The sequence below is a fragment of the Salinicola aestuarinus genome (assembly GCF_003206645.1).
In the GTDB taxonomy this organism is placed as follows: domain Bacteria; phylum Pseudomonadota; class Gammaproteobacteria; order Pseudomonadales; family Halomonadaceae; genus Salinicola; species Salinicola aestuarinus.
The window spans coordinates 506963-532336 of the sequence record NZ_PZJP01000008.1; the positions used below are offsets into that span (position 1 = coordinate 506963).

A 25374-nucleotide genomic window follows, 5' to 3' on the forward strand; every position below is an offset into this window, starting at 1 on the left:
GAACGGGTCGCCATCGGCGGCCCGGCTCGCAGGACGACGACGCGGGGTTTCGGCCCCGCGTCGTCGCAGTTTTGCCTGACCTGCAGCCTTTCTCGCTGGCGTCTCACTCGATCTCGACGAGCACCTCGCCCGGGGTGACACGATCGCCCTTGGCGACGTGAACCGCCTTCACCGTTCCCCCCACGCGCGCCTGAACCTCACTCTCCATCTTCATCGCCTCGGTGATAAGTACTGCCTGCCCCTCCGTGACGCTGTCGCCGACCGCTACCAGCACATCGACGATATTGCCCGGCATCGACGTGGTGACGTGCCCCGGCGAGCTCGCCTGAGCACGCCCGCCGGACTTCTCGGCCGCCACGAACTCGTCCTTCGCCTCGAAAACGACCTCCTCAGGCATGCCGTCCAGCGTCAGATAAAGTCGGCGGCGACTGCCGCTGCCACTACCGACGCCGGTGATCTGCACCTCGTAGGACTCGCCATGAACGTCGATCACGAACTCTGTCGGCACACCCTCGGTCACCGGTCGCTCCGCGCTGGCGTCGGCAGGCGCCGGCATCGCCTCCGGCACCAGCGTGCCGTCGCGCCGTCCCTGAAGGTACTCGCGACCAAGGTCAGGGAACATGGCGAAGGTCAGAACGTCCTCCTCGTTGTCGGCAAGATCGCCGATATCGGCGGTCAGCCGCGACATTTCCGGTTTAAGCTGATCGGCTGGACGCCCCTCTTCCACCTCGGCCTTACCGATGGCTTGGTCCCGAACCCGGGCATCGACCGGCGCAGGGGGCTGGCCATAACCGCCCATCAGATAGCGCTTCACCTCATTGGTGATCGTCTTGTAGCGCTCGCCGGCGAGGACGTTCATCGCCGCCTGCGTTCCCACGATCTGCGAAGTCGGCGTGACCAGTGGGGGGTACCCGAGATCGGCGCGGACACGGGGAATCTCATCGAAGACATCGCGGATACGCCCGAGCGCATTCTGCTCCTTCATCTGATTGGCCAGGTTGGACATCATGCCGCCAGGCACCTGCCAGATCTGTACACCGACGTCCTCACGCGTGTATTCACTCTCGAAGCCCGCGTACTTCTTGCGCACCTCACGGAAGTAGTCTCCCACCTCCTTGAGGGCGATCAGGTCGAGCCCGGTGTCGTAGGGTGTTTCCTGGAAGGCAGCGACCATCGCCTCGGTGGAGGGGTGGCTGGTACCGCCGGCAAATGCCGAGATACAGGTATCGAGATGGCGACAACCGGCCTCGACCGCCTTGATCTGGCTCATCGCCGCGAGCCCGGAGGTCGCGTGAGCGTGCAGGTGGATCGGAACCTCTACCGCGCCAACCAGTGCCTCGACCAGCTCCGAGGTGGCGTAAGGCGTCAGGAGCCCGGCCATGTCCTTGATCGCGATGGAATCTGCACCCATTTCGACGAGTCGCCTGGCCTGATCGACGTAAGTTTCCCGCGTATGAACCGGGCTCACTGTGTAGCAGATCGTCCCCTGGGCGTGCTTCCCGCTTTTCTTGACCGCCTGCATCGCGACTTCCAGATTTCGCAGGTCATTGAGCGCGTCGAACACTCTGAAGATATCGATGCCGTTGTCGGCGGCACGCGCGACAAACCGCTCGACCACATCGTCAGCATAGTGACGGTAGCCCAGCAGATTCTGACCGCGCAACAGCATCTGAAGCGGGGTATCAGGGATCGCCTCACGCAGTGAGACCAGTCGCTCCCACGGATCTTCCTTGAGAAAGCGTACGCAGGCATCGAAAGTGGCCCCGCCCCAGACCTCGAGGGAATGGAAACCGATGGCATCCAGCTGGCCGCAGATCGGCAGCATGTCCTCGGTGCGCATGCGCGTCGCGATCAGGGACTGGTGACCATCGCGCAGCACGACGTCGCTGAGTTTGACGGTGGCAAGGTTGGCGTCATTCATGTGAAAGCTCCTGCAGCGTTTCGCGAGGCGATGTCAGATACCGGCGTGGGCGGCAATGGCCGCCGCAATGGCAAGCGCGACCGCTTCCGGGTTGCGCTTGACGGAGTAGTCGAGCAGTTCCGGATGCGCCGGGACGAACCCCGTGTCGAACCGGCCACTCCGAAAGTCCGGGTGACGGAGGATTTCCTGATAATACGGCGCCGTGGTCTTCACCCCCTGCAGCCGCATGTCATTGAGCGCCCGGATGCCACGATCCAGCGTCTCCTCCCAGGTCATGGCCCAGACGATGAGCTTCAGACACATGGAATCGAAATAGGGGGGAATGGTGTAGCCGGTGTAGATGGCCGTATCGGTGCGAACCCCCGGCCCGCCCGGCGCGTAATAGCGAGTGATGCGGCCGAAGCTGGGAAGGAAATCGTTCTTGGGGTCTTCGGCGTTGATACGGAACTGGATGGCGTAGCCGTGGTGAACGATGTCCGCCTGGCGATAGGCGAGTCGATCACCGGCAGCAATCCGCAACTGCTCGCGAACGATATCAACACCAGTGATTGCCTCGGTGATGGTGTGCTCGACCTGCACCCGAGTGTTCATTTCCATGAAGTGGACTTCATTGTCCTTGACCAGAAACTCAACGGTGCCGGCGTTCTCATAGCCCACCGCCTCGGCCGCGCGCACGGCCATCTTGCCAACATAGCTGCGCTGCTCTGGCGTGAGCTGCGGGCTCGGCGCAATTTCGATGAGCTTCTGATTGCGCCGCTGAATGGAGCAGTCACGCTCGAACAGATGAATCACGCCGCCATGCCGGTCGGCGAGGATCTGCACTTCGATGTGATGCGGGTCGACGACACACTTTTCCAGGAAAACCTCGGCGCTGCCGAAAGCCTTGGTCGCCTCGGAGATGACCCGATCCCACCCCGATGTCAGCTGCTCCGGTGTATCACAGCGTCGAATGCCGCGCCCGCCGCCGCCCGACGTTGCCTTGAGCATGACCGGATAGCCGATGGTCTGCGCCACTGCGAGCGCCTCTTCGCGATCGGCGAGATTACCCTCGGAGCCAGGCGTCACCGGCACGCCCGCGTCACGCATCGCGGCACGCGCCGCGGTCTTGTCGCCCATCTTGGCGATCACCTCGGCACTCGGGCCGACAAAAACGATGCCTGCCTCACTGCAGATACGGGCGAACTCCGCGCTTTCGGAAAGAAATCCGTAGCCCGGATGGATCGCATCGCAGCCCGTCTCGCGGGCGAGGTTCACCAGCCGGCGCGGATCGAGATAGCCCCCCAGCGGGTCGTCGCCGATGAAATGGGCCTCATCGGCGCGCTTGACGTGCAGCGAGAAGCGATCCGGTTCGGTATAGATCGCCACCGAACGGATGCCCATCTCCGCGCAGGCCCGTACAATACGTACGGCAATCTCGCCGCGATTGGCGATCAGCAACTTTTTGAACATCGACTGCCTCCGAGTGATGCCTGGCACTGTTCGTGGTGTTCGTTACCCCAGCGGTCGTTTTCCGGCTCGGCACCGCCCGCCGCAACACGATCAGCCTCACTGCGGCGTCGTGCGTTTTAACGCTAACCAGCCTCGGACCAATAGCAAAATTGATATTTCTTTGCCAACCTATAAGCAATCCCTTATAGCCGCTGCCTAAAGGCGCCCTATGTCCCGACCCAACCTGCTCAATCGACTGACGTTTCGTCAGCTTCAGGTGTTCCAGGCAGTCTATCGCCAGCAGTCCTACTCACGGGCCGCGGAACAACTCGGGCTGACGCAGCCCGCCGTCAGTGCGCAGATACGACAGCTCGAACAGGCGCTCGAACAGCCCCTGTTCAAATATGCTGGCAAGACGCTGCACGTGCTGCCCGCGGCCGATGCCCTGGCGGCGTCGGCGCAGTCGATCTTCGGTCAGGTGTCGAGCCTGCAGATGGAGCTATCGGAGCTGGCCGGCACGGTACGCGGCGAGCTGAACATCGCCGCGGTATCGACGGCTCAATATGTGGTGCCACACATACTGGCGCGCTTTCGAGCACGCTACCCGCAGGTGCAGATTCGTCTTCGCGTTTGCAATCGGGTGCAGGCGCTGGAGCGCCTGGCGGAGCGGCGTGACGACGTGGTCATCATGGGCATGGTGCCCGACGACCCCAACCTGGTCTTCATGCCGATTCTGGACAACGAGCTGATCCCGCTGGTGTGGCCGGGGCATCCCCTGGCAAGCGCGGAACGGCCGACGCTGGAAGACTTCGCCCGCCACTATCTATTGATGCGCGAGCCGGGTTCGGGTGCGCGAACGGCGCTGGAGGAGTTTGCCGCCCGCGAGCGGGTATCGCTGAATCATGTGATTGAACTGGGGACCAACGAGGCGATCAAACAGGGGGTCATGGCGCACCTGGGCGTGGCGGTACTGCCCAAACTGGCAGTTCAGCTGGAGCTGGCCTCCGGCCTGCTGGCGAGCCCCAATATTCCTGACTTCCCGCTGCGACGCTCGTGGTGCACGGTCTACCCCAAGGACCGCTATCCAACGCCAGTCACGGAACTGTTCCTGCGCTGTGTGCGCGAACTGCTTCCCGAGCTCAACGCCCATTTCCGCGCCCCCCTCACGCCAATCGACCACCCGACACTTCTCTGCCTCCCCCCCGAAGAGACGCCTTCCTGACACGACAACGCCGGCGCGAGAAGCTCGCGCCGGCGTATCGGTCATCGCTCGATGCTACTCCAGCCGCGCTGGCGGTCGGTCAAGACCGCAACGCTACACGCTGGCTACAGGTAGCCTATGTCGAACGCAGCAAAACACGGCTAACGTGAAGCTGAATCAGCTCCTCCGCCTGCCCAGCCAGCAGCGCCAGCCGCTCCATGTCTTCTTCCTCGAATGCCCGCGGCATCGTGCCGATCAGACATAGCGTTCCGACGCAGACGTCTTTGGACACGAAGAGCGGGTAGCCCGCGTAAAACCGGATGAATGGAGATCCCGTTACCAGCGGATTGTCCGAGAAGCGTGGATCCTTCAATGCATTTCGAATCACCATCGGCATGCCGTCGGCCACGACGTGGCCGCAGAAAGAGATACGCCGCGGCGTCTCGCAGACACTCAGCCCATGGTGCGACTTGAACCATTGGCGATCCTCGTCGACCAGCGTGATCATCGACATGGGAACGTCAAAGATCTTGGTGGCAAGCTCGGTGAGACGATCGAAGCCCTTGTCAGCGCCCGTATCGAGGAGCTGTAAATCGCGCAATGCGGTGAGACGTTCGGCTTCGTTACTCGGCAGATCGGGTGCGTTCATGAAGGTGACTCGTGATGTCGCGACGAAATTGGGCCCATGGGCTGACGTTCTCGAGAGTCGCTGCCGCGACCCGTTCTGCGACGCTGCCCCTTGGGTAAGAGCGACGCCTCAAGGCGCCACCCAGCGATTGTTTTGTGAGTGGCTGTCGCCATCGGCCCTGACGCGATAGCGTCGTGGGGCCGTGAATCCGGACGTTACTTGACCTCGACGCCATGGGCCTGCTTGTCGGCATGATAGGAAGAGCGCACCAACGGGCCGGAAGCAACATGTTTGAATCCCATTGCCTTGCCCTGCTCGGCAAACCAGTCGAATGTGCTGGGATGCACCCAGCGATCGACCGGCAGATGATTGCGCGATGGCTGCATGTACTGGCCCAGCGTCAGCATGTCGACGTCGTGAGCGCGCAGATCCCGCATCACTTCGATCACCTGCTCGTCAGTCTCGCCAACTCCTAGCATCAACCCGGACTTGGTCATGACATCCGGACGTCGTGCCTTGTACCCCTTGAGCAGATCTAGCGACCACTGATAGTCCGCACCGGGGCGCACACGACGGTAGAGCGACGGCACGGTCTCCAGATTGTGATTGAAGACGTCCGGCGCCTGGCCTTCCAGGATGTCCAGAGCCACTTGCATGCGACCGCGAAAGTCCGGCACGAGCACTTCGATCTCGATGTCGGGACTGTCCTGTCGAATCTCGCGGATACAATTGACGAAGTGGGTCGCCCCGCCGTCGCGCAGATCGTCTCGGTCGACGGAGGTCACTACCACATAGTTGAGCCCCATCTCGGCAATCGCCTCGGCGAGCTCCCGCGGCTCGTTCTCGTTGAGCGCGTTGGGTCGCCCATGCGCGACGTCGCAGAACGGGCAGCGACGCGTGCAGATGTCGCCCATGATCATGAACGTCGCCGTTCCGCCGCTGAAGCACTCACCCAGGTTGGGACAGGACGCCTCTTCGCACACTGTATGCAAACCATGCTTGCGCAGCGTCTGCTTGATGTGAGTCACCTGTGGCGAGGCCGGCATCCGCACGCGCAACCAGTCCGGCTTTTTCGGCAGCGTTTCGGTAGGGATGACTTTGACCGGGATGCGGGCGACCTTCTCGGCACCACGGAGCTTCACGCCGCGTTCGGCACGCGACGGCTTCTTGGCCTCGGCCTTGGCGGCATCGGCGGGTCGAGCGTCGGGCGATTGCATGACGGTTGTCTCGGTCATAACCCTTCCTTAATTCGTTGAGTGCCGGCGGTCAGCGGGCCGCCATATCGAAAGCCTGGGGACGGCCATGCTGCGGTTCCAGCGTGGCGTCGAGCCGGCGGGCAAAACAAGTGGCAAGCCGCTCTGCCTCGGCGTCTAGCGCAACGGGCAGCGACGAGTGCTCACTCAGCTGCGTCATCCTTAGCCCCGCATACCCGCAGGGGTTGATACGGTCGAACGGCGCGAGATCCATGTCGACGTTGAAAGCAACGCCGTGAAAGCTGCAGCCGCGCCGAATTCTCAGGCCGAGTGAAGCGATCTTGGCACCGTCGACGTAGACGCCCGGGGCATCGGCTCGCGCGCAGGCTTCGATACCGTGTTCGGCGAGCACATCGATCACCGCCCCTTCCAGTGCGCTGACCAGATCGCGAACGCCCAGCTTCAATCGGCGAACGTCGAGCAGCGGGTACATCACCAGCTGGCCTGGACCGTGGTAGGTGATCTGCCCACCTCGGTCACTTGCCACCAGCGGAATATCACCCGGCATCAAGAGATGCTCCGGCTTGCCGGCACGCCCCTGCGTAAAGACCGGCTCATGCTCGACGAACCAGAGCTGGTCAGGCGCCTGCGGGCCACGGACGTCAGTCCAGTGCGACATCGCCTGCCAGACAGGACGGTAGGACCGTCGCCCCAGATCGAAGCGCTCGAGAATCGCCATGCAGGCTAAAGCACCATGTGCACGCGGCCGGTTGCCTTGAGGTCCTCGAACAGTGCGTTCAATTGCGCTTCGCTCGTGGCCCGGATAACGACTCGGGCGGAGCAAAAGCGCCCATTACGACTGTCGGAGAGCGTAATGCTTGCCCCGTCGGACCCGGGAGAGTGCTGCTCGATCACCTGGCTCACACTCGCCACGAAATCATCGGCGGCATCGCCGACGATCCGAATGGGGTAGTCACACGGAAATTCGATCTTGGGACGCGGGAGATCGACGTCGCTGGGTGTCTGGGTCATCGTTAATTCAGTCGCTAGCCGGCGGAGTTCAATGTCCGACCATTCTACTCAACATTGGCCCGCCCACCAACTCATGGGCGGACCGTCAAGCCGTGTCGACACCCCGACGTAAAGAACGGTTAGTCAAAAAAACCGGTGATGAAACGCAAGATGCTGTCCCAGATGCGCTTGAAGAAGCTGCCCTCTTCTACCGCCTCGAGCGCCACCAGTGGCTGCTCGCCAAGCACCTCGTCGCCCGAGCGAATCTCGAGCTTGCCGATCTGCTGGCCTGCCTGAATCGGCGCGGTCAGATTCTCCGGCACGTTGAGCCGCGCGGTGAGGTCATCGGCGCTGCTGCGCGGGAGCGTCATGCTGACGTCATCCTGCACCCCGAGACGGACCGTATCCTTGGCGCCTCCCCAGACACGCGCCTCATTGAGGACGGAGCCAGCATCGTAGAGCTTTCGCGTCTGGAAGAAGCGAAATCCGTAATTGAGCAGCCGCTGCGTTTCGGCCGCTCGCGCTTCATCCGAGTCGGTACCCATGACCACGGCGATCAGACGCGTGTCCTGCTTTTTCGCCGATGCCACCAGACAGAAGCCTGCGGCCTCGGTATGACCTGTTTTAAGGCCATCGACGTCTGGATCACGCCACAGTAGACGGTTTCGGTTGGGCTGACGAATGCCGTTGTAGGTAAAGAACTTTTCCGAGTAGACCTCGTAGTGATCCGGGAAATCACCAATGATGTGGCGCGCCAGAATCGCCAGGTCATGAGCCGATGAGAAGTGGTCGTCGTGGGGCAGACCGGTCGGGTTCATGAAGTGCGAGTTATTCATGCCCATCCGACTGGCCTGCTGGTTCATCAGATCGGCGAAGGCCGTCTCGCTGCCGGCGACATATTCCGAGAGTGCGACGCTGGCGTCGTTACCGGATTGAATGACGACACCGTGCAGCAGATCCTCGACGCTGACCTGCGTGCCCTCCTTGATGAACATGCGCGAACCGCCCGTGCGCCAGGCATTTTCGCTGACGCTGACCTGGTCGGTATCGCTGATGTTGCCCTGCTCGATCTCCTGCTCGACGATGTAGGCGGTCATCATCTTGGTCAGACTCGCGGGCGGCACGCGCTCATCGGCATTGTGCTCGACCAGCATTTTGCCGGTCGCTGCATCCATCAAAACCCAAGAGGAAGCGGCAAGCTCTGGCGGCGACGGCACCAGCTGGCCCGGCCGTGGATTGGCGGCCATCTGGCTATCCGGCGTCGGCTGCTGCGCACCGGCCGGCGAGGAGAGCAGGCCCAGACAGAGTGACGCCGAGGCGACCAGACGAGAGATACGGGATGTGAACAGCGATGTCATGACGATCGAATTCTCGTTGAAAGTAAATTACTGAGCGGGCGCCACGACGAACGTCTGGGCAAAGCCCGCGTCACGTAGCGTTGCCCGGATGGCTTGAAGCGAGGCGATGTCGTCGACCGGACCGACCTGCACACGATAGAGAGAGGCGGCATTGTCGATGCGCACAGGCCGGGACAGCAACCCTTGCAGACGGCTTTTGAGCGCCCGCGCCTTGTCGGGTGACCCCAGCGCTGCAACCTGTAGGTAACGCTGACCACTGCTGCGACTCGTCGGCGCACCGGGTGAGACAGCACGCGACGGGCGTTCGATGACGGGATCGAGCTTGCCCGCGTCAACTTGGGGGGGCGTCGACGCCGCGGAGGCTGCGACCGCAGGGTCAGGCTTGTCACCGTCACCGTGTTCTTTCGACCACGCGACCGGGTCGATCGCTTCCACCTTCACGCGTCCCGTCCCCCCCTTGAGAATGTCGAGCCTGGCGGCAGCGGCATAGGAAAGGTCGATCAGCCGGTCCTCATGAAAAGGCCCACGATCGTTGATGCGCACGATGACCGTGCGGTCATTGTCGAGATTGGTGACACGCGCATAGCTCGGCAGCGGTAGCGTGCGATGAGCCGCCGACATCTTGTACATGTCGTAGGATTCACCGTTGGCCGTGTCGTAACCCTGGAATTTGGTGCCGTACCAGGAAGCCTGACCGACCGCTTCGTACCCCGTCGGATCGCTCAGGACATGATACGTCTTGCCCCAGACAGTATAAGTGGAGCGGTTGCCGCCCCGAGAGCGAGGCTCCACCCTGGGAACGGCATCCGGCACGTTGGCGACATCCTGGGGCGACTGTGGGTAGGCGTCATGCGTCTGGGCGTATCGACCGCCCCCCCCGCCGCCGGCGCAACCGGCCAGAGCGACAAGTAGCATCAGTACCAGTACCCCCCTCATGCCCCACCGTCTCGCGCGGTCTGGATTCGCTGCGCCAGCGTCGCGACCGCCATGGCATAGAGATGACTGTGATTGTATCGGGTGATGACGTAGAAATTGTTGAGCCCCAGCACGTAGCGGCTATGGCCATCCGCGAAATCCAGCGCAATCGGCATGACCGTATCTGACGGCATCAGGTCACCGGCGGTGGGCTGAATGCCTACCTCGCGCAAGGCGTCGACCCGAGTGTCGGGTGGCTGCGTGCGGTTGAACGTCAATGAAGGCGGCAGCGCGTCCGGCCCGCTCGCTTCGACCAGCACTGCCTGATTGCGGCGCCAGCCGTGCTCCGCAAAGTAGTTACCGATGCTGCCGATCGCATCCACCGGGTTATCCCACAGATCCTTGAGCCCATCGTGGTCGAAGTCCACGGCGTAGGCCTGATAGCTGGTCGGGATGAATTGAGGGTAACCCATGGCGCCCGCGTAGGAGCCGTAGCGCGAGGCGGGGTCGACACCCTGCCCGAGGGTGATCGCCAGATAGGCTTTGAGCTCACCGCGAAAGAACTTTCCCCGGCTAGGGTGGTGAAAAGCGAGCGTCGCGAGCGAATCGAGCACGCGATGCGTCCCCTTGTGCCGCCCGTACTGCGTCTCGACGCCGAGAATCGCCACGATCACTTCCGGCGGCACGCCGTATTCGCGTTCCGCACGCTCCAGCGTCTCCCGATGCGCGTTGAGAAACGCCACGCCCTGACGGATGCGCTCGGGCTGAATGAAGATCTCGCGGTACTCGTCCCAGCGCAGTCGGCGCTCGGCGGCATGGTTCATCGCCTCGAGCACCTGCGGACGATAATTCGCCTCGCGCATGGTGGACACCAGCGATGCCTCCTCCAGGCCCTGCTGCTCGAGCGCGTCGAGCATCGTGCGCACCTCGGGGTGGGTCTCGGGGTCGAAATCGTCGTCGGCCGACGCCAGGTTACCCAGCATCGTCGAGACGACGAGCGCGCCCATCAGCCATCCTCTGCTCCAACGCATCGCCATGCGCGGCAAACTCCTTGTAATGGCACTCGTCATTAATGATTCAACAGGCGGCGGTGCGTGTGAATCGACATGAGAATACCGAAGCCGGCCATCAAGGTCACGCTAGAGGTCCCACCATAACTGACCAGCGGCAATGGCACGCCCACCACCGGCAGGATGCCGCTGACCATGCCGACATTGACGAAAACGTAGATGAAAAACGTCAGCACGATGCTGCCCGCCAGCAGGCGGCCGAACGTGTCCTGAGCCTGGTTGGCCATCACCAGGCCACGTGATACCAGCAACAGATAAAGCAGGAGGATCGTCGCCATACCAATGAGACCGAACTCTTCGCCGAGAACGGCACCAATGAAGTCGGTATGGCGCTCGGGCAGGAACTCCAGCTGCGACTGCGTGCCGAGCCCCCATCCCTTGCCTTCGATGCCGCCGCTACCAATCGCCGTTTTCGACTGGATGATGTTCCAGCCCGCGCCGAGCGGGTCGCTCTCCGGATTGAGAAAGGTCAGCACGCGCTGGCGCTGATAGTTGTGCATGTTGAACCACAGCATCGGCATCGCCGCGCCGGCCAGCGCGACCAGTGTCAGAATGAATTTCCACGACAGCCCGGCGAGCAAGATAACGAAGACGGCGGCACAGGTGACCAGCAACGACGTCCCGAGATCCGGCTGGCGGGCGATCAGTCCGACCGGCACCGCGACAATGACGCCGCAGATCAGCAGATCCTTCCAGGAGGGCGGGAGCGGGCGACGATGCAGGTAGGCAGCGAGCATCATTGGCATGGCGATCTTCATCAGCTCGGAGGGCTGGAAGCGCAGCGGCCCCAGCTCCAGCCAGCGCTGCGCGCCCATACCGATGTCGCCCATGACTTCGACCGCGATCAGCATCAAAAGCCCCGCCCCATAGGCGAACGGCGTCCACCGATAGAGCAGGCTGGGAGAGAACTGAGCGAGGATGACGGCCCCCACCAGCGCCACGCCCATTCGGATCGCCTGGCCGGTCGTGGTGGCCTCCGACATCCCGCTGGCGCTATACAGCACCACCAGGCCGAACGAGATCAGCACGATCAGCGTGCCCAAAAGCCAGGGATCGAGGTGCAGCCGCTGCCAGAGAGAACGTTTGCGCCCGACACGAACCGGCTGCCCTCGCGGCGCGGCGCGCTGAAAATCAATCGCCATCGATGCTCTCGACCTCTTCTTTGACGGTGGTGCCATCGGAGGGCGGCTGCTCGTCCCTGGGGAGCAACCAGCTATCCGTCAGCTCGCGCCCCAGGCCCGATACGCCACCGCCGGCATTCTCGACGATCACAGCGATCGCGATCTGCGGATCCTCTACCGGGGCAAAACCGATAAACAGCGCGTGATCCCGCAGGCGCTCGGTCAGTTCGTCCGCGTTGTACTTCTGGTTCTGTCCCAGTGAAAAAACCTGCGCCGTGCCAGTCTTGGCCGCCATGCTGTACTGCAGACCGGCACCGGCCCTTCGCGCTGTCCCTTCCGAGCCATTGACCACGGCTTCCATGCCCTTGAAAACGTCCTGCCACCAGTGTTCCTTGTCCATGCCTACATCGGCTTTGGTATCCGGAAAAGGCGGCTCCATTGGTTCGTCGCCGACGCGCTTGGCGAGGTGGGGCCGAACCCAGTGACCGCGATTGGCAAGCGTCGCGGTCGCTGCCGCCAGCTGAAGCGGCGTGGCCATGAAGTAACCCTGGCCGATCCCGGCGGACAGCGTTTCACCCGGGAACCATACCTGGTTGTACTTCTCCCGCTTCCACTCGCGCGATGGCATCAACCCTGCCGATGCCCCCTGGACATCCAGCGAGGTCAACTCACCAAAGCCGAAGCGATGCATGAAACTCGACAGCCTATCGATGCCCAGACGGTACGCCATCGTGTAGAAGTAGGTATTGTTGGAGACTTCGATCGCGCGCTCCATGTCCACGCGGCCATGCCCCCAGCGCAGCCAGTTATGATAACGCCGCGTATCGTTGGGGAGCTGGAAATAGCCCGGGTCATAAATGACGTCGTTCGGCTTGACCACGCCGTACTCGAGCGCCGCGAGCGCCTCGAACGGTTTCACGGTGGATCCCGGCGGGTATTGGCCACGGACCGCGCGATTGAAAAGCGGCAGGTCGTGATCCTGCTGCAGCGCTTGATAGTCGTCGTAGGAGATACCGGTGACGAACTCGTTGATGTCAAACCCCGGGGCCGAGACCATGGCCAGAATGTCGCCGGTCTTTGGCTGGATGGCGACAATGGCGCCGCGGCGGCCATCCAGCAGGTCATAGGCCATGTGCTGCAGGTGACTGTCGATGGTGAGCGTCACGTCCTTGCCCGGCTCGGGCGGTGACCGGTCCAGCTCTCGCAGCACGCGGCCACGGGCATTGGTCTCGACTTTTCTCACCCCGGCCTCGCCGTGAAGCGCGCTTTCGTAGGTCGACTCGATGCCCGTTTTGCCGATGAAGTGGGTCCCCGCGTAATTCCCGGGATCGAGGTCCCCCAACTCCTGCTCGTTGATCCGCCCGACGTAACCCAGCACGTGGGACATGACGATGGGATCGGGGTAGTAGCGCATCAGCTGCGCCTCGACCTCAACACCACTCAGGAGATACCGGTTGACCGCGAGACGCGCGATCTGGTCTTCGGTCAAACCGCTCATCAGCAAGGCGGGCTGGTAGGGGCGCTGACGCTGCAACGAGCGCTCACGCAGCTTGGCGACCTCGCTTTCGGGCAGCCCCAGAATATCGACCAGACGTTCCAGTGTCTGATCGAGATCGTCGACGCGCTCACGCACCATCGTGAGGTTGTAGGTCGGCCGGTTTTCCGCCAGCAGCTTACCGTTCCGATCATGGATCAACCCCCGTCGCGGCGGCAGTGGCTCGACGCGCATGCGGTTGTTATCGGACCGGGTGATAAAGACGTCGTGCTCGATGACCTGTAGATAGACCATCCGGGCAAGCAAACCGCCCGCCATCAGCACAATGATCAGTGCGGCAAGCAGTGAGCGCCGCCGGAACATGCGGATCTCGCGCTCGTGATCCTTGATGTCGGGACGCCGCTTACGCATCGACCGCGCCCCCGGTCGGCACGACGTCAGTGGCGGGTCGGGCACGGCATTGAGTGGCGTCGGGTAACAGCAAACGTGCGACTCTCAAGTTCGGAAGTGAACCGGGCTAGCGATGGTAGGGATGCCCGGAAAGCAGGGTAAAGGCACGGTAGAGCTGCTCGGCAAGGATCACACGAACCAGCGGATGTGGCAGCGTCAACGGCGACAGCGACCAGGACTGTTTCGCGCGCGCGGCGACCCGGGAATCGAGTCCGTCGGGCCCACCAATCAGGAGCGCCACGTCGTCACCGCCGTGGCGCCACTCGTCGAGGCGGCTCGACAGCTGCTCGGTACTCCATGCCTTCCCTGAGACCTCGAGGGCAACGACATGTTCCCGGTCGCGCAATTTTTCGAGCATCCGGTCGCCTTCACTCTGCACGGCTCGCGCGATATCGGCGCCCTTGCCACGGACGCCAGCCGGGATCTCGACGACCTCCAGCGGCATGTCACGCGGCAACCGCTTGCGGTAGTTCTCGATACCGGTCTCGACCCAGCCCGGCATCCGTGTCCCCACCGCCAGTAGTCGAATCTTCAACCCGAGATCTCTTGGCGTTCCGTGCGTTCGGTGCCGCGCGCAGCGTCATTCGGCAGGTCGGCCCAGAGGCGCTCGAGGTCGTAGAGCTTGCGCGTGTCGGGCATCATCACATGTGCCACCACGTCACCAAGATCGACGAGCACCCACTCACCCCCCTGCTGACCTTCCACGCCCAAGGGACGAATACCCGCGTCCTTCGCTTTCTCGACAACGTTGCCGGCGAGCGCCGAGACGTGCCGCGAGGAGGTGCCGCTGGCGACCACCATGAAATCGGTCACGCTGGTCAGCTCGGCAACATCGAGCTCGACCACATCCTGGGCCTTGAGCTCTTCGAGCGCCTCGATGACCAGCGACTTGATAGTATCTTTCTGCATATCGCCTCTTGGGAATCGTCATCCCTTGAAAATCGGGAGTCGCGCATTCTACTCCGATACCCCGACAACGCCAGGGATAGCGGCGACGGCGGATCCCTCGCTGCCATAGAGTGCCTGCTCGGCGATATAGCGTTCGACGGCCGGCGGCACCAGATAGCGAATACTTTTGCCTTCACCGACGCGCGAGCGGAGCTCGGTCGCCGAGATGGCCATACGACTCGGCAACTTGAGTCGCAGCAGACGTCCTGCCGGCGCCGCCATCAGCGCGTCTCGATCCGTCACCTCGCGACCTGCGATCAGGTCGGCAAGTTCGGGCGGCAGCGCCGCCTCGTGATCCGGCCGATCGAGGACGACGACATGGGCCAGCGAGAAAAGCCGCTCTTTCTCGTGCCAGCTCGGCAATCCCAGAAAGGCATCGTGACCGACCGCCATGACCAGTCGCGCCTCCTCACCGTAGCGCTCGCGCAAAGAAGCCAGCGTATCGACCGAATAGGAGTGGCCGCTGCGGCGAATTTCGCGGTCGTCGGCAACCAGGCCCGGCGTATCGCCGATACCCTCGGCGAGCATCTTCAAGCGGTGCATCGAGGACACGCCAGGCGCTTGGCGATGCGGTGGCACGTGGACCGGAATCATGTGGACGGTATCAAGCGCCAGCGCTTCGCGCAGTTCCACCGCACTCCGCAGATGCCCGAGGTGAACCGGGTCGAAGGTGCCGCCCAGCATGGCGATGCGCGGCGCCTCCCCTGCCTCACCGGCGGACATGACCGTCACCGAACACCACGTATTTACGCGTGGTCAGCCCTTCCAGGCCCACCGGCCCGCGCGCGTGCAACTTGTTGGTGGAGATTCCGATCTCGGCCCCCAATCCATATTCGAAACCGTCGGCGAAGCGGGTCGAGGCGTTGACGATGACGGAACTGGAATCAACTTCGGCAAGAAACCGCCTCGCCAGGGTCACGTTCTCGGTAACGATGGCATCGGTATGCTGCGAGCCATAGCGGTTGATGTGCGTCACCGCCTGATCAAAGTCATCGACGACCCGCACGGCGAGAATCGGCGCCAGATACTCGGCGGCCCAGTCCGCTTCCTCGGCTTCGAGTGCATCGCTGATCCACTCCCGCGTCACGGGACAGCCACGAAGCTCCACGCCCTTGTCGCGATAGATCGTGGCAAGCCTTGGCAACACCGCTGCCACCGCATCGCGATGCACCAGCAACGTTTCCATGGTGTTGCACGGCGAATAGCGTTGCGTCTTGGCATTGTCGGCGATGGCGACCGCCTTCTCCGGATCGGCCGCCGCATCGATATAGACGTGGCAGACACCATCAAGATGCTTGATCACCGGGACTGTCGCTTCCTCGGCAACCCGCGAGATAAGCGACTTGCCCCCACGAGGCACGATGACGTCGACAAATTCGGGCATGGTGATCAAGGCCCCGACCGCCGCACGGTCGGTCGTCGAGACCACCTGGACCGCGGTGACCGCAACGCCCGCGGCTTCGAGTCCGGCCCGGATGCAGCCGGCGATCGCGGCATTGCTCGACGCCGACTCCGAACCGCCCCGCAGGATGCAGGCGTTGCCGGACTTCAGACACAGGCTGGCGGCCTCGACGGTGACGTTCGGGCGCGACTCGTAGATGATGCCGATAACACCCAGCGGCACTCGCATCTGGCCGACCTGAATACCGCTGGGCTGATAGCGAAGCTCATCGATCTGGCCGACCGGGTCCGGCAGCGCGGCAACCTGGCGCACGCCGGCGATCATGGCGTCGATACGCGCCGGCGTCAGCGCAAGCCGATCGAGCAGCGCATCGCTTAGCCCATTGGCGCGCCCGCGGGCCAGATCCTCACGGTTGGCATGCTCGAGCGCATCACGAGAGGCGTCGAGGTTCGTGGCGATCGCTTCGAGCGCAGCATTCTTGCGCCCGCTGTCGATGCGTCTCAGCGAGGCACTCGCCGCCCGCGCCTCTCGCCCCAGCTGCTGCATGTAGTGGAAAACGTCTTCCACCTTTCCGGTCGCGGTCTGCTGCATGGTGTGCTATCTCATTGATGTCTTAGAATCCCTGTCCGACGAACGGGCATACGCGCGGCGCCATCTGGCCTCATCGGTATCGGATTGCCGGTGTACGCTCGGCAATGGCGCGTGCGATAGTAACTCCCTCGCTCGTGCAACCCGGAACTGGTCCAATATAAGCCACCATGCAAAGCAAGTACAAAAGCCCGGGTTCACGTACCCTGCTCGTTCTCTGCACCGTCATCGGCGTTGCCATCTGCCTCTTCGGGGAGGGGCCGCTGCGACTGGCAGCGCTACTTGCAGCGGCCATTTTCGGCCTCCTCCTTTATCGCAAGGGCGTCAGCCAGGACAAACATTGCGCGTTCATCGCTGCAGCCGGCGCGGCCATGCTGGCGACCGGCAACCCCATCGCCCTGGTCTGGATCTGGATACTCCCCCTGACCCTGCTCAGTTTCACCGGTCCACTGGGGCTGGCGATCAACGTCGCGGGCTTCGTTGTCGCTTGCGCCTATCTCGGCTGGCAGCTTCCCTTACCCACCGCGGCCATGGCAGCGCTGATGCTCGCCATCCTCTGGCTGCTGTTCAGTGAGCGCCTGCGGGGGCGTGCGTCGACCTCGCCGCCCACCGAGGCCACCTGGCTGCTGCCGCCGGCGGCGCTGGAAGTCGATATCCACCATGAACTGCGCCGCGGAGAGCGCGAGTCACTCGCGGCCGAAGTGCTTGTCTTCGGCTGCGCCCAGTCGACGCCTGAGGACATGACCCAGCTCTGCGCGAGACTCCATGAATATCTCGCGCTCTACGAACGGGCCTATCGCCTCAACGCCCATGGCGTGGCAGTGATCGTCGTCGCCACCGATAGTGACGCCGCCGCCGAGCGTCGTCGGGAGCTGGAACACGCCGTCCAGCCGCACAAGGTCGTCTCCGCCATGCCACTGGCCGAGGCCACCCAGCGCTTTGGTCAGCGCAAGCCTACCTCCACCCCGGCTGCGGAGGCGCCGTTATGGCAGTAAGTCGAACCCGGCGCCTGGCGCAAGGGCTTGCGCTCATGTCACTGGTGGCACTGGCGATCTGGCACTATCTGCTCCGGCACTACGACCTCATCCTGCCGCCGGCACTGCTGGCGATCGCGCTTCTGGTCTCGATCCCGCTCCAGCGCCTCGGTCGGCTGCGCCAACCGCTGGCCGACTACCTGCTGCTTATCGGCGTCTTCGGATTGTTCGCGATAGAGGCGCCGAATACCCAATACGGCATGCTCTGGCTGGGGCTACCGGTCGCCACGAGCTTCCTCCTGCTCACCGTCCCCTTGGCACTGACGCTCAGCCTGTTCACAACGCCAGCCTGGCTGGCCCTCTTGGGCGATACCCAGCTGACTCTGGTCAATCTGGGACTGGGATGGTGGATGTCACTGGCGACGGCCACCGTTGCCTGGGCTCTCGCCCGGCGACAGCGCCGCGATGAAGCCGCACTGAACCCCCGCCGTCACGGCCTGGGCGCTGCCGAGTTGACACGGGCTCTGGAGATGGAGGTCTCGCGCGCGCAGGCGCTCGCGAAACCCCTGAGCGTCCTTGTGCTTTACGTCCCCCAGCTGGAGCACGTCAACGACCAGTTCGGTAACCGGCTGCGCCAAACGCTCTCGGAGACGTTCATCGGTCTGGTTGCCGACAATAGCCGCCATAGCGATTTCTTCGGCGAACCGCAGAGTCACGTTTTCTGGCTGATCATGCCCAACGCCGACGAAGCGGGGGCAGCCGTTGCCGGACGACGTCTCGCTGAGGCGGTCAGCACCATTGAGCGCCCGGAATCCGGCGCTCTGGAGAGCGTCAACCGCATCTGCTCGTTACGCTCGGAGGAGACGGCGCTCGCGTTCGCTCAGCGCTTGCAACTCGCAGCCAATAAACTGCTGGAACCCAACGTTTGAACTTCACGCACTGGCTCTACTCGCTCTCCCCGTCTCCAACACTGCTGCTGTTTCTGATTGCAGCGATTGCCCTGCTCGAATCGTTTGCGGTCATCGGCATCGTCATCCCCGGCGTCGTGCTGCTGAGCGCTGCCGCCTCACTGGCGGGGCATCAGGCGGTTGCCATCTGGATGGTGCTGATCGCGGGCGTCATCGGCGCGTTCATCGGCGATGCGCTGAGTTTCTGGCTTGGCCGCACGCAGCGGGCGCGAATTCCTCACTGGTGGCCGTTCACCCGTCACCCGGCCTGGCTCGAGCGGGGCCATGCCTTCTTTGCGCGTTACGGTACGTTTTCCATCGCGTTCGGGCGCTTCGTCGGCCCGGTACGTCCGTTTATCCCGCTGATCGCCGGCATGATGTCGATGTCCTCGCGCCGGTTCACCCTCGTCAATCTGGTTTCCGCGCTCGCGTGGGCACCGGTTTATCTTCTGCCGGGCTACTGGCTAGGCCGCTCATGGGAGGAACTTGCAATGATGCCACCGGGTGCCGAGCGCTGGCTGCTGTCGCTCACCCTCGCGCTGTTGGCGCTGGGACTACTGTTTTCATGGTTTCGCTATCAGCTGGGTAGCGAGGGCCGCCTGCATGGCTGGCTCGAACGTCAACAAGCCGAGCACGCCAAGCTTGGAACGATCTGGCGGGCCTTTCGGTCACCCGCGCCGGCCGAAGCCTTTCCCCTGGCCTCGATGGCGCTGCTGCTGACGAGCCTGCTGGGGCTGATCGCGTGGACGACCTGGGTGCTGATCCACAACGGCCCCCTGCCCATGGATCGCGACATCCATGAGCTGGCCGGCATGATCGAGCAGCGCTGGCTGGTGGGCAGCAGTCATACGCTTGCCGAGATCGGCGACAAGCTGGGCATCACGGTACTGATGGCCCCCTGGCTGCTGTGGCTACTGTGGGCACGCCGGTTTGCATCGCTACTGCACCTCGGCGGCGCCATCGCTGCCGTCGGGCTGATCAACATTGCGTTCAAGCGCCTGGCGGGACGCGCCCGACCCGACACGCCGGACTATCTCACCGGGTCGCTCTCCTACCCCAGCGCCCACACCTCCACCATCGTGGTGGTCATCGGTCTGACGGCCGCCTTCGCCGCCCAGGTGATGCCACAGCGTTACCGCGCCTATGCCTACTGGACGGCCATCCTCGTCTGCGCGCCGATGGCGCTGTCGCGACTGGTCATCGGCGTGCACTGGGCCAGCGATCTCATCGGCGGCGCCCTGCTCGGGCTGGTGGTCTGCGCCATCACCCGCATCAGCTACCAGCGCTATCAACGCATCGGTCGCGAGACGCCGCCCTGGGCATGGCTGGGGGCGGCGTCCGTCGTGCTCATCACCCTGCGTGTTCTACTTTTCCCGCCGGTATAGCGCGTTCGACGCTTCTCGCCGGTATCGATAGTCTTGCCGCGACGGGCGTCGCGGTGACCGATGTGACGCTGCCCGTGGTCGGGATCAGTCGTCCACGGGCTTGCTGCCCCAGGCGGGAAGCAGTGACTGCTCGATACCGAGCTGGTTGAGAATGCGAGCGACGATGAAATCGATCATCGCCTCGAGGCTCGTCGGCCGATGGTAGAACCCGGGGGCGGCGGGCAGAATCACCGCCCCCATCCGTGTCAGCGTCAGCATGTTCTCCAGGTGGATGGCGGAAAGCGGCGTCTCTCGAGGCACCACGACGAGCTGTCGGCGCTCCTTGAGCGCGACGTCGGCGGCGCGCTCGATGAGATTATCGCTGGCCCCGCAGGCGATGGCGGAGAGCGTTCCCGTCGAGCAGGGGCAGATCACCAGCGAGCGCCAGCGCCCGGAGCCCGAGGCGACCGGGGCCATCCAATCCTCACGTGAAAAGCAGTGAATCTGCCCGTCGCTGGCGCCGAATCGCTCGCTCAGCGTGGCGGCGAGTCGTGCCGGCTGCGCGGGCAGGTCGATATCGGTCTCGACATCGATGACGCGGTGTGCCGCCTTGGAGATCATCACGTAGATTTCGTGGCCCGCTGCCGTCAGACACTCGATCAGCCGCAAGCCGTACTGGACCCCGGAAGCGCCGGTCAGAGCGACGGCGATGGGTGTCGCGAAGGCCGGGTTAGCTGACTCAGCTGCCATGATGAGCCTCCAGAGCGCCGAGCAGACGCGCATGAATGCCGCCGAAGCCGCCATTGGACATCACGACGATGCGGTCATTCGGCTCGGCGATCTCGACCACATGGGCGATCAGGGACTCCAGATCGGTTTCGACACGGCTTGCGGCGTGCTGGGCGACGACCTCCGCCAGTGACCAGTCGAGCCCCGCCGGTTGATACCACCACACCTGATCGGCGGTCGCGACGCTTTCGGCGAGTTTTGCCTTCATCGCCCCCAGCCGCATGGTATTGGAGCGCGGCTCGATCACCGCCAGCAGCCTGCCGCCGTGACCGTCCTGAGCCAGTCCTTCCAACGTGAGCCGAATCGCCGTCGGGTGGTGCGCGAAGTCATCGATGAGCTGGATGCCGTTGACCTCGCCGCGAATCTCCTGGCGTCGGCGCGGCGCGACAAAGCGCTCGAGCGCGCGGACACCGGCTTCCACAGGCACCCCAAAAGCATTGGCTGCCGCCAGCGCGGCCACCGCATTGGCGGCATTGTGACGCCCGCTCATCGGGCTGGCGACGCGACGACGGTCGCCATCGCACCACAGGGTGAAATTCTGGCTATCCGACATCGACGACATGAACCGCCAGTCCGCAGCGTGCTCGATACCGGGGCGGTCAGTCTCCACCGGCGACACGGCTTCCTTCCACTCGCCAAAGTGGGTCACCGGCGTCCAGCAGCCCCGCGCGAGCACTCTGTCGAGTGCTGGCTCATCGGCAGCGATCACCAGACGGCCATTGCCCGGTACGGTGCGCACGAAGTGATGAAACTGTCGCTCGATAGCCGTCAGATCCTCGAAGATATCCGCGTGGTCGAACTCGAGATTATTGAGAATCGCGATATCCGGGCGGTAGTGCACGAACTTCGAGCGCTTGTCGAAAAACGCGGTGTCGTACTCGTCGGCCTCGACCACGAACGGCGCCCCCGGTGCACCGAGCCTCGACGACACGCCGAAGTTGCCCAGCACCCCGCCGATCAGAAACCCGGGCTCCAGGCCGTGGGCATCGAGAATCCACGCGAGCATGCTCGACGTCGTCGTCTTGCCGTGGGTACCGGCGACGGCCAGTACCGGCCGCCCCGCCAGCACGTGCTCGGCCAGCCACTGCGGCCCGGAGACGTAGGGCAGCTTGGCGTCGAGCAGCGCCTCCACCTCGGGATTGCCTCGTGACAGCGCGTTGCCGACGATCACCAGGTCCGGGTGCGGCTTCAGATTATCTGCCGCATAGCCCTGCATGAGCGCGATGCCTGCGGCTTCAAGCTGGTCGCTCATGGGCGGATAGACGTTGGCGTCAGAGCCGGTGACATGGTGGCCCAGCGCCTTCGCCAACCGCGCCAGACTTCCCATGAAAGTCCCGCAGATTCCCAATACGTGAACGTGCACCCTACTCTCCCTCGGCACTGACCATACATGAAGCGGCGAGCCTAGCATGGTGCCCGGGGAGCGGCCACCGAGCGCCGCGTTGGCGCCGCTCGGCCATTCGACCAGCCCTGCAGTCGATCACGAGTCGGAGAAAATTGACGCCCCGGCGGCTGAGTTTGGCGTATTAACAGGCTTTGGCCTTTCCGCTATGCTGGCCGCCCGCTAGCACTCGACGTTCGTAGGGCATGGGGCGTCGACGGGTCGGACGCCGGCGTGACGGCTTCGGCGGCGACCCCATCGAGGCCTCACCCAAGCCCCCATCTTCAGGAGATAGAGAGCCGCATGGCCAAGCACAACGCCTTCTACGCCCAGTCCGGTGGCGTCACCGCCGTCATCAATGCCAGCGCCTGCGGCGTGATCGAAGCCTGTCGCCAGCACCCGGACCGTATCGGCCATCTCTACGCCGGCCACAACGGCATTATTGGCGCACTCATGGAAGATCTGATCGACACCAACGCGGAGAGCGATCAATCCATCACTGCGCTGCGCCACACGCCGGGCGGCGCCTTCGGCTCCTGCCGCTACAAGCTCAAGTCCATCGAGACGCACCGCGCCGAGTACGAGCGACTGATCGAGGTCTTCAAGGCTCACGACATCCGCTACTTCTTCTACAACGGCGGCGGCGACAGCGCCGATACCTGTCTCAAGGTCTCGCAGCTCTCCGAAACCATGGGCTACCCGCTGACCGCGATCCACGTGCCCAAGACCGTCGACAACGATCTGCCGATCACCGACAACTCGCCGGGCTTCGGCAGCGTGGCCAAGTACGTCGCCACCTCGACCCGTGAGGCGGCACTGGACATCGAATCGATGTGCGCCACCTCCACCAAAGTGTTCATACTCGAGGTCATGGGGCGCCACGCCGGCTGGATCGCGGCAGCCGGTGCACTTGCCGGGGATAACGATCAGCAGGCGCCGCACGTGATCATCTTCCCGGAGATCGCCTTCGACCGCGACAAGGTGATGGCGCGCATCGACGACGCCGTCTCCCGCCACGGTTTCTGCGTGGTGGTCGTCTCCGAAGGGGCCCAGTACGCCGACGGCACCTTCCTGGCCGATGCCGGCAGCACCGACGCCTTCGGCCACAAGCAGCTCGGCGGTGTTGCGCCGACGCTCGCCGGCATGGTCAAGGACGACCTCGGTCACAAATACCACTGGGCCGTCGCCGACTACCTCCAGCGGGCAGCGCGACACATCGCCTCGCGCACTGACGTCGAGCAGGCCTACGCAGTCGGCAAGGTCGCCGTCGAACTGGCGCTGGATGGCCAGAACTCGATGATGCCGACGATCAAGCGCGTCTGTGAATCCCCCTACGAGTGGAAGATCGAACCGGCACCGTTGGCCGAGATCGCCAACAACGAGAAGTTCATGCCGCGCGAGTACATCAGCGACGACGGCCTGCACATCAGCGACGCCGGCCGGCGTTACCTCTCCCCGCTGATTCAGGGCGAGGATTTCCCGCCATTCGACAACGGCCTGCCCCGGGTCGCCAAGCTCGAGAAGGTCAAGGTCGAGCGCAAGCTCGCCCCGTTCTCGCTCTGACCGAGCCAGCGGGACTTCAGCGCTGACCTGACGACGGCCGCCGCGTTCTCAAGAGAGCCGGCGGCCGTTTTCCGCAGGGTGGCCCTGCCCGCTGGATTGACAACCCGGCGCCCGTTTGGAATAACCGCTGATACTGCTTGCTCCCGCCCCCAGCCGAAGACTGCATCCATCATGAGTGATCCCGATCGCCTTCAGGAGGCGAGCGACTTTCTGCAGTGCCACCCCGAGGTTCAAAGCGTCGACCTGTTGATCAGTGACATCAATGGCGTCCTGCGCGGCAAGCGTGTGCCGCGCGACAATGTCCTCGGCGTGCTGTCATCCCGCATGCGCCTGCCGGCGTCGGTGTTCGCGCTCGACATTTGCGGCAACACCATCGAGGAGACCGGACTGGGTCTCGAATCCGGGGATGGAGACCGTCCCTGCCTGCCCATCGCAGGCACTCTGGTCACTACGCCCTGGGCGCGCCATGCCAACCAGGCGCAGATGCTGATGACCATGGTCGAGGAGAACGGCGAGCCCTTTGCCTGCGACCCCCGCCAGCTGCTGGAACGAGTGCTCAGCGACTTCTGTCGCCGTGGCCTTTCGCCGGTCATCGCGGTGGAACTCGAGTTCTACCTCATCGATCGCGAGCGCGACAACGTCGGCGCACCACAGCCGCCGCGCTCACCAGCGACCGGTGAACGCGCAAGCCAGAGCCAGCTCTACTCGATGATCGAGCTCGACGAGTATGCCGACTTCCTCGAATCGATCACCCTCGCCGCTCGCGACCAGAAACTGCCTATCGATACTGCGCTCAAGGAGTGCGCTCCGGGCCAGTTCGAGGTGAATCTGCTGCATCACCGGGACGTGCTCCGCGCCTGCGACGAGGCCGTGATGCTCAAGCGCCTGATCAAGGGTGTCGCCCTCCAGCACGGCTTCGAAGCCACTTTCATGGCGAAGCCCTATAGCCAGGAGGCGGGGAACGGCACCCACGTCCATGTGAGCCTGCTCGACGCCGAGGGCAGCAATGTCTTCGCCACCCCCGACGGGCGGGAGCTGGGCAGCGAACGACTGCACCGAGCGATCGCCGGTCTCGTCGAACTCATGCCCGCGTCGATGGCCATCTTCGCGCCCAACTTGAACTCCTACCGCCGTTTTCAGCCGGGGCTCTACGTGCCGATGGCTCCGACGTGGGGCTATGACAACCGCTCGGTGGCGCTACGCATCCCGTCGGGTTCTCCCGGGGCCAAGCGCATCGAGCACCGGGTCGCCGGCGCCGATGTCAATCCCTATCTGCTCGTCGCCGCCATTCTGGCCGGCATCGATCACGGCCTGGCCGGTGAGCTCGCGCCGCCGGCCCCGATCGTGGGCAACGCTTACGCGCAGCAGGCGGCGAGTCTGCCGACGAGCTGGCCCCAGGCGCTCGATGCCTGGCAGGAGAGCGACGTCTTTCTCAAGGCCTTCGGCGAAGCGTTCCATGGGGTTTATCACGCCAACCGCCGTGCCGAGTATGAGCTTTCGCGTCAGGCAATCAGTGCACTCGAGTACCGCTGGTATCTCCGCAACACCTGAAACGTCGTAGAAATGGGACGTCGCGCAGTCTTGTGCGCTGCATCCCATACGACCTTGGGTTAGGCTCTTAACGTCG

Annotated in this window: 23 protein-coding genes; 6 read left to right on the top strand and 17 right to left on the bottom strand. The window is 63.7% G+C overall.

Features of this window, described 5'->3' with window-relative positions; genetic code table 11:
• Nucleotides 1-103: 103 nt before the first annotated feature.
• Together oadA and DOM41_RS14275 are read right to left on the bottom strand one after the other, a co-directional pair.
• Complete coding sequence (gene oadA / locus DOM41_RS14270) at nt 104-1921, bottom strand: sodium-extruding oxaloacetate decarboxylase subunit alpha (protein ID WP_110687509.1); 1818 nt, start codon at nt 1919-1921, stop codon at nt 104-106.
• A gap of 33 nt (nt 1922-1954) precedes the next feature.
• On the bottom strand, nt 1955-3370 hold the full coding sequence (locus DOM41_RS14275) for an acetyl-CoA carboxylase biotin carboxylase subunit (RefSeq protein WP_110687510.1): 1416 nt from the start codon (nt 3368-3370) through the stop codon (nt 1955-1957).
• Nucleotides 3371-3578: 208 nt separating this feature from the next.
• On the opposite strand from DOM41_RS14275, the gene DOM41_RS14280 reads away from it, so the two are divergent.
• A complete protein-coding gene (locus DOM41_RS14280; RefSeq protein WP_110687511.1) occupies nt 3579-4571 on the top strand; it encodes a LysR family transcriptional regulator in 993 nt (330 codons plus the stop codon).
• A gap of 115 nt (nt 4572-4686) precedes the next feature.
• Here the strand turns inward: DOM41_RS14280 and DOM41_RS14285 are convergent, their stop codons facing one another.
• The 13 genes from DOM41_RS14285 to DOM41_RS14345 form a co-directional block, all read right to left on the bottom strand.
• Nucleotides 4687-5199: a GAF domain-containing protein gene (locus tag DOM41_RS14285; protein ID WP_110687512.1), complete on the bottom strand. Its 513-nt coding sequence runs from the start codon at nt 5197-5199 to the stop codon at nt 4687-4689.
• Nucleotides 5200-5393: 194 nt separating this feature from the next.
• Entirely contained in the window at nt 5394-6395 is a 1002-nt protein-coding gene (lipA, locus tag DOM41_RS14290; protein WP_110687659.1) for a lipoyl synthase, read from the bottom strand.
• 49 nt (nt 6396-6444) lie between these two features.
• Nucleotides 6445-7110 carry a lipoyl(octanoyl) transferase LipB gene (gene lipB / locus DOM41_RS14295; protein WP_110687513.1) on the bottom strand — a complete coding sequence of 222 codons (666 nt, stop codon included), beginning with the start codon at nt 7108-7110 and terminating at the stop codon, nt 6445-6447.
• A 5-nt stretch (nt 7111-7115) separates the two neighbouring features.
• Entirely contained in the window at nt 7116-7403 is a 288-nt protein-coding gene (locus tag DOM41_RS14300; RefSeq protein WP_110687514.1) for an HP0495 family protein, read from the bottom strand.
• Nucleotides 7404-7522: 119 nt separating this feature from the next.
• Nucleotides 7523-8740 (bottom strand): D-alanyl-D-alanine carboxypeptidase family protein, encoded by a 1218-nt coding sequence (locus tag DOM41_RS14305; RefSeq protein WP_110687515.1) that lies wholly within the window; start codon nt 8738-8740, stop codon nt 7523-7525.
• Between the two features lie 27 nt (nt 8741-8767).
• On the bottom strand, nt 8768-9676 hold the full coding sequence (locus tag DOM41_RS14310) for a septal ring lytic transglycosylase RlpA family protein (protein ID WP_110687516.1): 909 nt from the start codon (nt 9674-9676) through the stop codon (nt 8768-8770).
• Entirely contained in the window at nt 9673-10692 is a 1020-nt protein-coding gene (gene mltB, locus DOM41_RS14315) for a lytic murein transglycosylase B (protein ID WP_110687517.1), read from the bottom strand. Before mltB ends, DOM41_RS14310 begins: the two co-directional genes overlap by 4 nt.
• A 32-nt stretch (nt 10693-10724) precedes the next feature.
• Complete coding sequence (rodA, locus tag DOM41_RS14320; protein WP_110687518.1) at nt 10725-11867, bottom strand: rod shape-determining protein RodA; 1143 nt, start codon at nt 11865-11867, stop codon at nt 10725-10727.
• The gene (gene mrdA / locus DOM41_RS14325) at nt 11857-13752 is read right to left on the bottom strand and encodes a penicillin-binding protein 2 (RefSeq protein WP_110687519.1); all 1896 of its coding nucleotides are present in this window, start codon (nt 13750-13752) and stop codon (nt 11857-11859) included. The genes rodA and mrdA overlap by 11 nt, the downstream gene beginning before the upstream one ends.
• A 106-nt stretch (nt 13753-13858) precedes the next feature.
• Complete coding sequence (gene rlmH / locus DOM41_RS14330; protein WP_110687520.1) at nt 13859-14326, bottom strand: 23S rRNA (pseudouridine(1915)-N(3))-methyltransferase RlmH; 468 nt, start codon at nt 14324-14326, stop codon at nt 13859-13861.
• Nucleotides 14323-14700 (bottom strand): ribosome silencing factor, encoded by a 378-nt coding sequence (rsfS, locus tag DOM41_RS14335; RefSeq protein WP_110687521.1) that lies wholly within the window; start codon nt 14698-14700, stop codon nt 14323-14325. Before rsfS ends, rlmH begins: the two co-directional genes overlap by 4 nt.
• 48 nt (nt 14701-14748) lie before the next feature.
• The gene (nadD, locus tag DOM41_RS14340; protein WP_110687522.1) at nt 14749-15462 is read right to left on the bottom strand and encodes a nicotinate-nucleotide adenylyltransferase; all 714 of its coding nucleotides are present in this window, start codon (nt 15460-15462) and stop codon (nt 14749-14751) included.
• The gene (locus tag DOM41_RS14345; protein WP_110687523.1) at nt 15449-16732 is read right to left on the bottom strand and encodes a glutamate-5-semialdehyde dehydrogenase; all 1284 of its coding nucleotides are present in this window, start codon (nt 16730-16732) and stop codon (nt 15449-15451) included. The genes nadD and DOM41_RS14345 overlap by 14 nt, the downstream gene beginning before the upstream one ends.
• A 167-nt stretch (nt 16733-16899) precedes the next feature.
• Here DOM41_RS14345 and DOM41_RS14350 point away from each other — a divergent pair, with 167 nt between their 5' ends.
• The 3 genes from DOM41_RS14350 to DOM41_RS14360 are packed head-to-tail and all read left to right on the top strand — an operon-like array spanning nt 16900 to nt 20035.
• Nucleotides 16900-17724 carry a hypothetical protein gene (locus DOM41_RS14350; protein ID WP_110687524.1) on the top strand — a complete coding sequence of 275 codons (825 nt, stop codon included), beginning with the start codon at nt 16900-16902 and terminating at the stop codon, nt 17722-17724.
• Nucleotides 17715-18632, top strand: a complete 918-nt coding sequence (locus DOM41_RS14355; RefSeq protein WP_110687525.1) for a diguanylate cyclase domain-containing protein — start codon at nt 17715-17717, stop codon at nt 18630-18632. Before DOM41_RS14350 ends, DOM41_RS14355 begins: the two co-directional genes overlap by 10 nt.
• Nucleotides 18629-20035, top strand: a complete 1407-nt coding sequence (locus DOM41_RS14360) for a bifunctional DedA family/phosphatase PAP2 family protein (RefSeq protein WP_110687526.1) — start codon at nt 18629-18631, stop codon at nt 20033-20035. The genes DOM41_RS14355 and DOM41_RS14360 overlap by 4 nt, the downstream gene beginning before the upstream one ends.
• Nucleotides 20036-20119: 84 nt before the next feature.
• On the opposite strand, the gene DOM41_RS14365 is transcribed toward DOM41_RS14360, so the two are convergent.
• Nucleotides 20120-20764, bottom strand: a complete 645-nt coding sequence (locus tag DOM41_RS14365) for a flavin prenyltransferase UbiX (protein WP_110687527.1) — start codon at nt 20762-20764, stop codon at nt 20120-20122.
• Nucleotides 20754-22166 (bottom strand): UDP-N-acetylmuramate:L-alanyl-gamma-D-glutamyl-meso-diaminopimelate ligase, encoded by a 1413-nt coding sequence (gene mpl / locus DOM41_RS14370; protein WP_110687528.1) that lies wholly within the window; start codon nt 22164-22166, stop codon nt 20754-20756. The genes DOM41_RS14365 and mpl overlap by 11 nt, the downstream gene beginning before the upstream one ends.
• Before the next feature lie 321 nt (nt 22167-22487).
• On the opposite strand from mpl, the gene DOM41_RS14375 reads away from it, so the two are divergent.
• Together DOM41_RS14375 and DOM41_RS14380 are read left to right on the top strand one after the other, a co-directional pair.
• On the top strand, nt 22488-23747 hold the full coding sequence (locus DOM41_RS14375; RefSeq protein ID WP_110687529.1) for a 6-phosphofructokinase: 1260 nt from the start codon (nt 22488-22490) through the stop codon (nt 23745-23747).
• A 171-nt stretch (nt 23748-23918) separates the two neighbouring features.
• On the top strand, nt 23919-25298 hold the full coding sequence (locus DOM41_RS14380; RefSeq protein WP_110687530.1) for a glutamine synthetase family protein: 1380 nt from the start codon (nt 23919-23921) through the stop codon (nt 25296-25298).
• The last annotated feature ends 76 nt before the right edge of the window (nt 25299-25374 follow it).

Coding starts and splice junctions, on each gene's coding strand:
- oadA (WP_110687509.1), bottom strand. CDS start 1,921: ATGAATGACGCCAACCTTGCCACCGTCAAACTCAGCGACGTCGTGCTG.
- DOM41_RS14275 (WP_110687510.1), bottom strand. CDS start 3,370: ATGTTCAAAAAGTTGCTGATCGCCAATCGCGGCGAGATTGCCGTACGT.
- DOM41_RS14280 (WP_110687511.1), top strand. CDS start 3,579: ATGTCCCGACCCAACCTGCTCAATCGACTGACGTTTCGTCAGCTTCAG.
- DOM41_RS14285 (WP_110687512.1), bottom strand. CDS start 5,199: ATGAACGCACCCGATCTGCCGAGTAACGAAGCCGAACGTCTCACCGCA.
- lipA (WP_110687659.1), bottom strand. CDS start 6,395: ATGCAATCGCCCGACGCTCGACCCGCCGATGCCGCCAAGGCCGAGGCC.
- lipB (WP_110687513.1), bottom strand. CDS start 7,110: ATGGCGATTCTCGAGCGCTTCGATCTGGGGCGACGGTCCTACCGTCCT.
- DOM41_RS14300 (WP_110687514.1), bottom strand. CDS start 7,403: ATGACCCAGACACCCAGCGACGTCGATCTCCCGCGTCCCAAGATCGAA.
- DOM41_RS14305 (WP_110687515.1), bottom strand. CDS start 8,740: ATGACATCGCTGTTCACATCCCGTATCTCTCGTCTGGTCGCCTCGGCG.
- DOM41_RS14310 (WP_110687516.1), bottom strand. CDS start 9,676: ATGAGGGGGGTACTGGTACTGATGCTACTTGTCGCTCTGGCCGGTTGC.
- mltB (WP_110687517.1), bottom strand. CDS start 10,692: ATGGCGATGCGTTGGAGCAGAGGATGGCTGATGGGCGCGCTCGTCGTC.
- rodA (WP_110687518.1), bottom strand. CDS start 11,867: ATGGCGATTGATTTTCAGCGCGCCGCGCCGCGAGGGCAGCCGGTTCGT.
- mrdA (WP_110687519.1), bottom strand. CDS start 13,752: ATGCGTAAGCGGCGTCCCGACATCAAGGATCACGAGCGCGAGATCCGC.
- rsfS (WP_110687521.1), bottom strand. CDS start 14,700: ATGCAGAAAGATACTATCAAGTCGCTGGTCATCGAGGCGCTCGAAGAG.
- nadD (WP_110687522.1), bottom strand. CDS start 15,462: ATGTCCGCCGGTGAGGCAGGGGAGGCGCCGCGCATCGCCATGCTGGGC.
- DOM41_RS14345 (WP_110687523.1), bottom strand. CDS start 16,732: ATGCAGCAGACCGCGACCGGAAAGGTGGAAGACGTTTTCCACTACATG.
- DOM41_RS14350 (WP_110687524.1), top strand. CDS start 16,900: ATGCAAAGCAAGTACAAAAGCCCGGGTTCACGTACCCTGCTCGTTCTC.
- DOM41_RS14355 (WP_110687525.1), top strand. CDS start 17,715: ATGGCAGTAAGTCGAACCCGGCGCCTGGCGCAAGGGCTTGCGCTCATG.
- DOM41_RS14365 (WP_110687527.1), bottom strand. CDS start 20,764: ATGGCAGCTGAGTCAGCTAACCCGGCCTTCGCGACACCCATCGCCGTC.
- DOM41_RS14375 (WP_110687529.1), top strand. CDS start 22,488: ATGGCCAAGCACAACGCCTTCTACGCCCAGTCCGGTGGCGTCACCGCC.
- DOM41_RS14380 (WP_110687530.1), top strand. CDS start 23,919: ATGAGTGATCCCGATCGCCTTCAGGAGGCGAGCGACTTTCTGCAGTGC.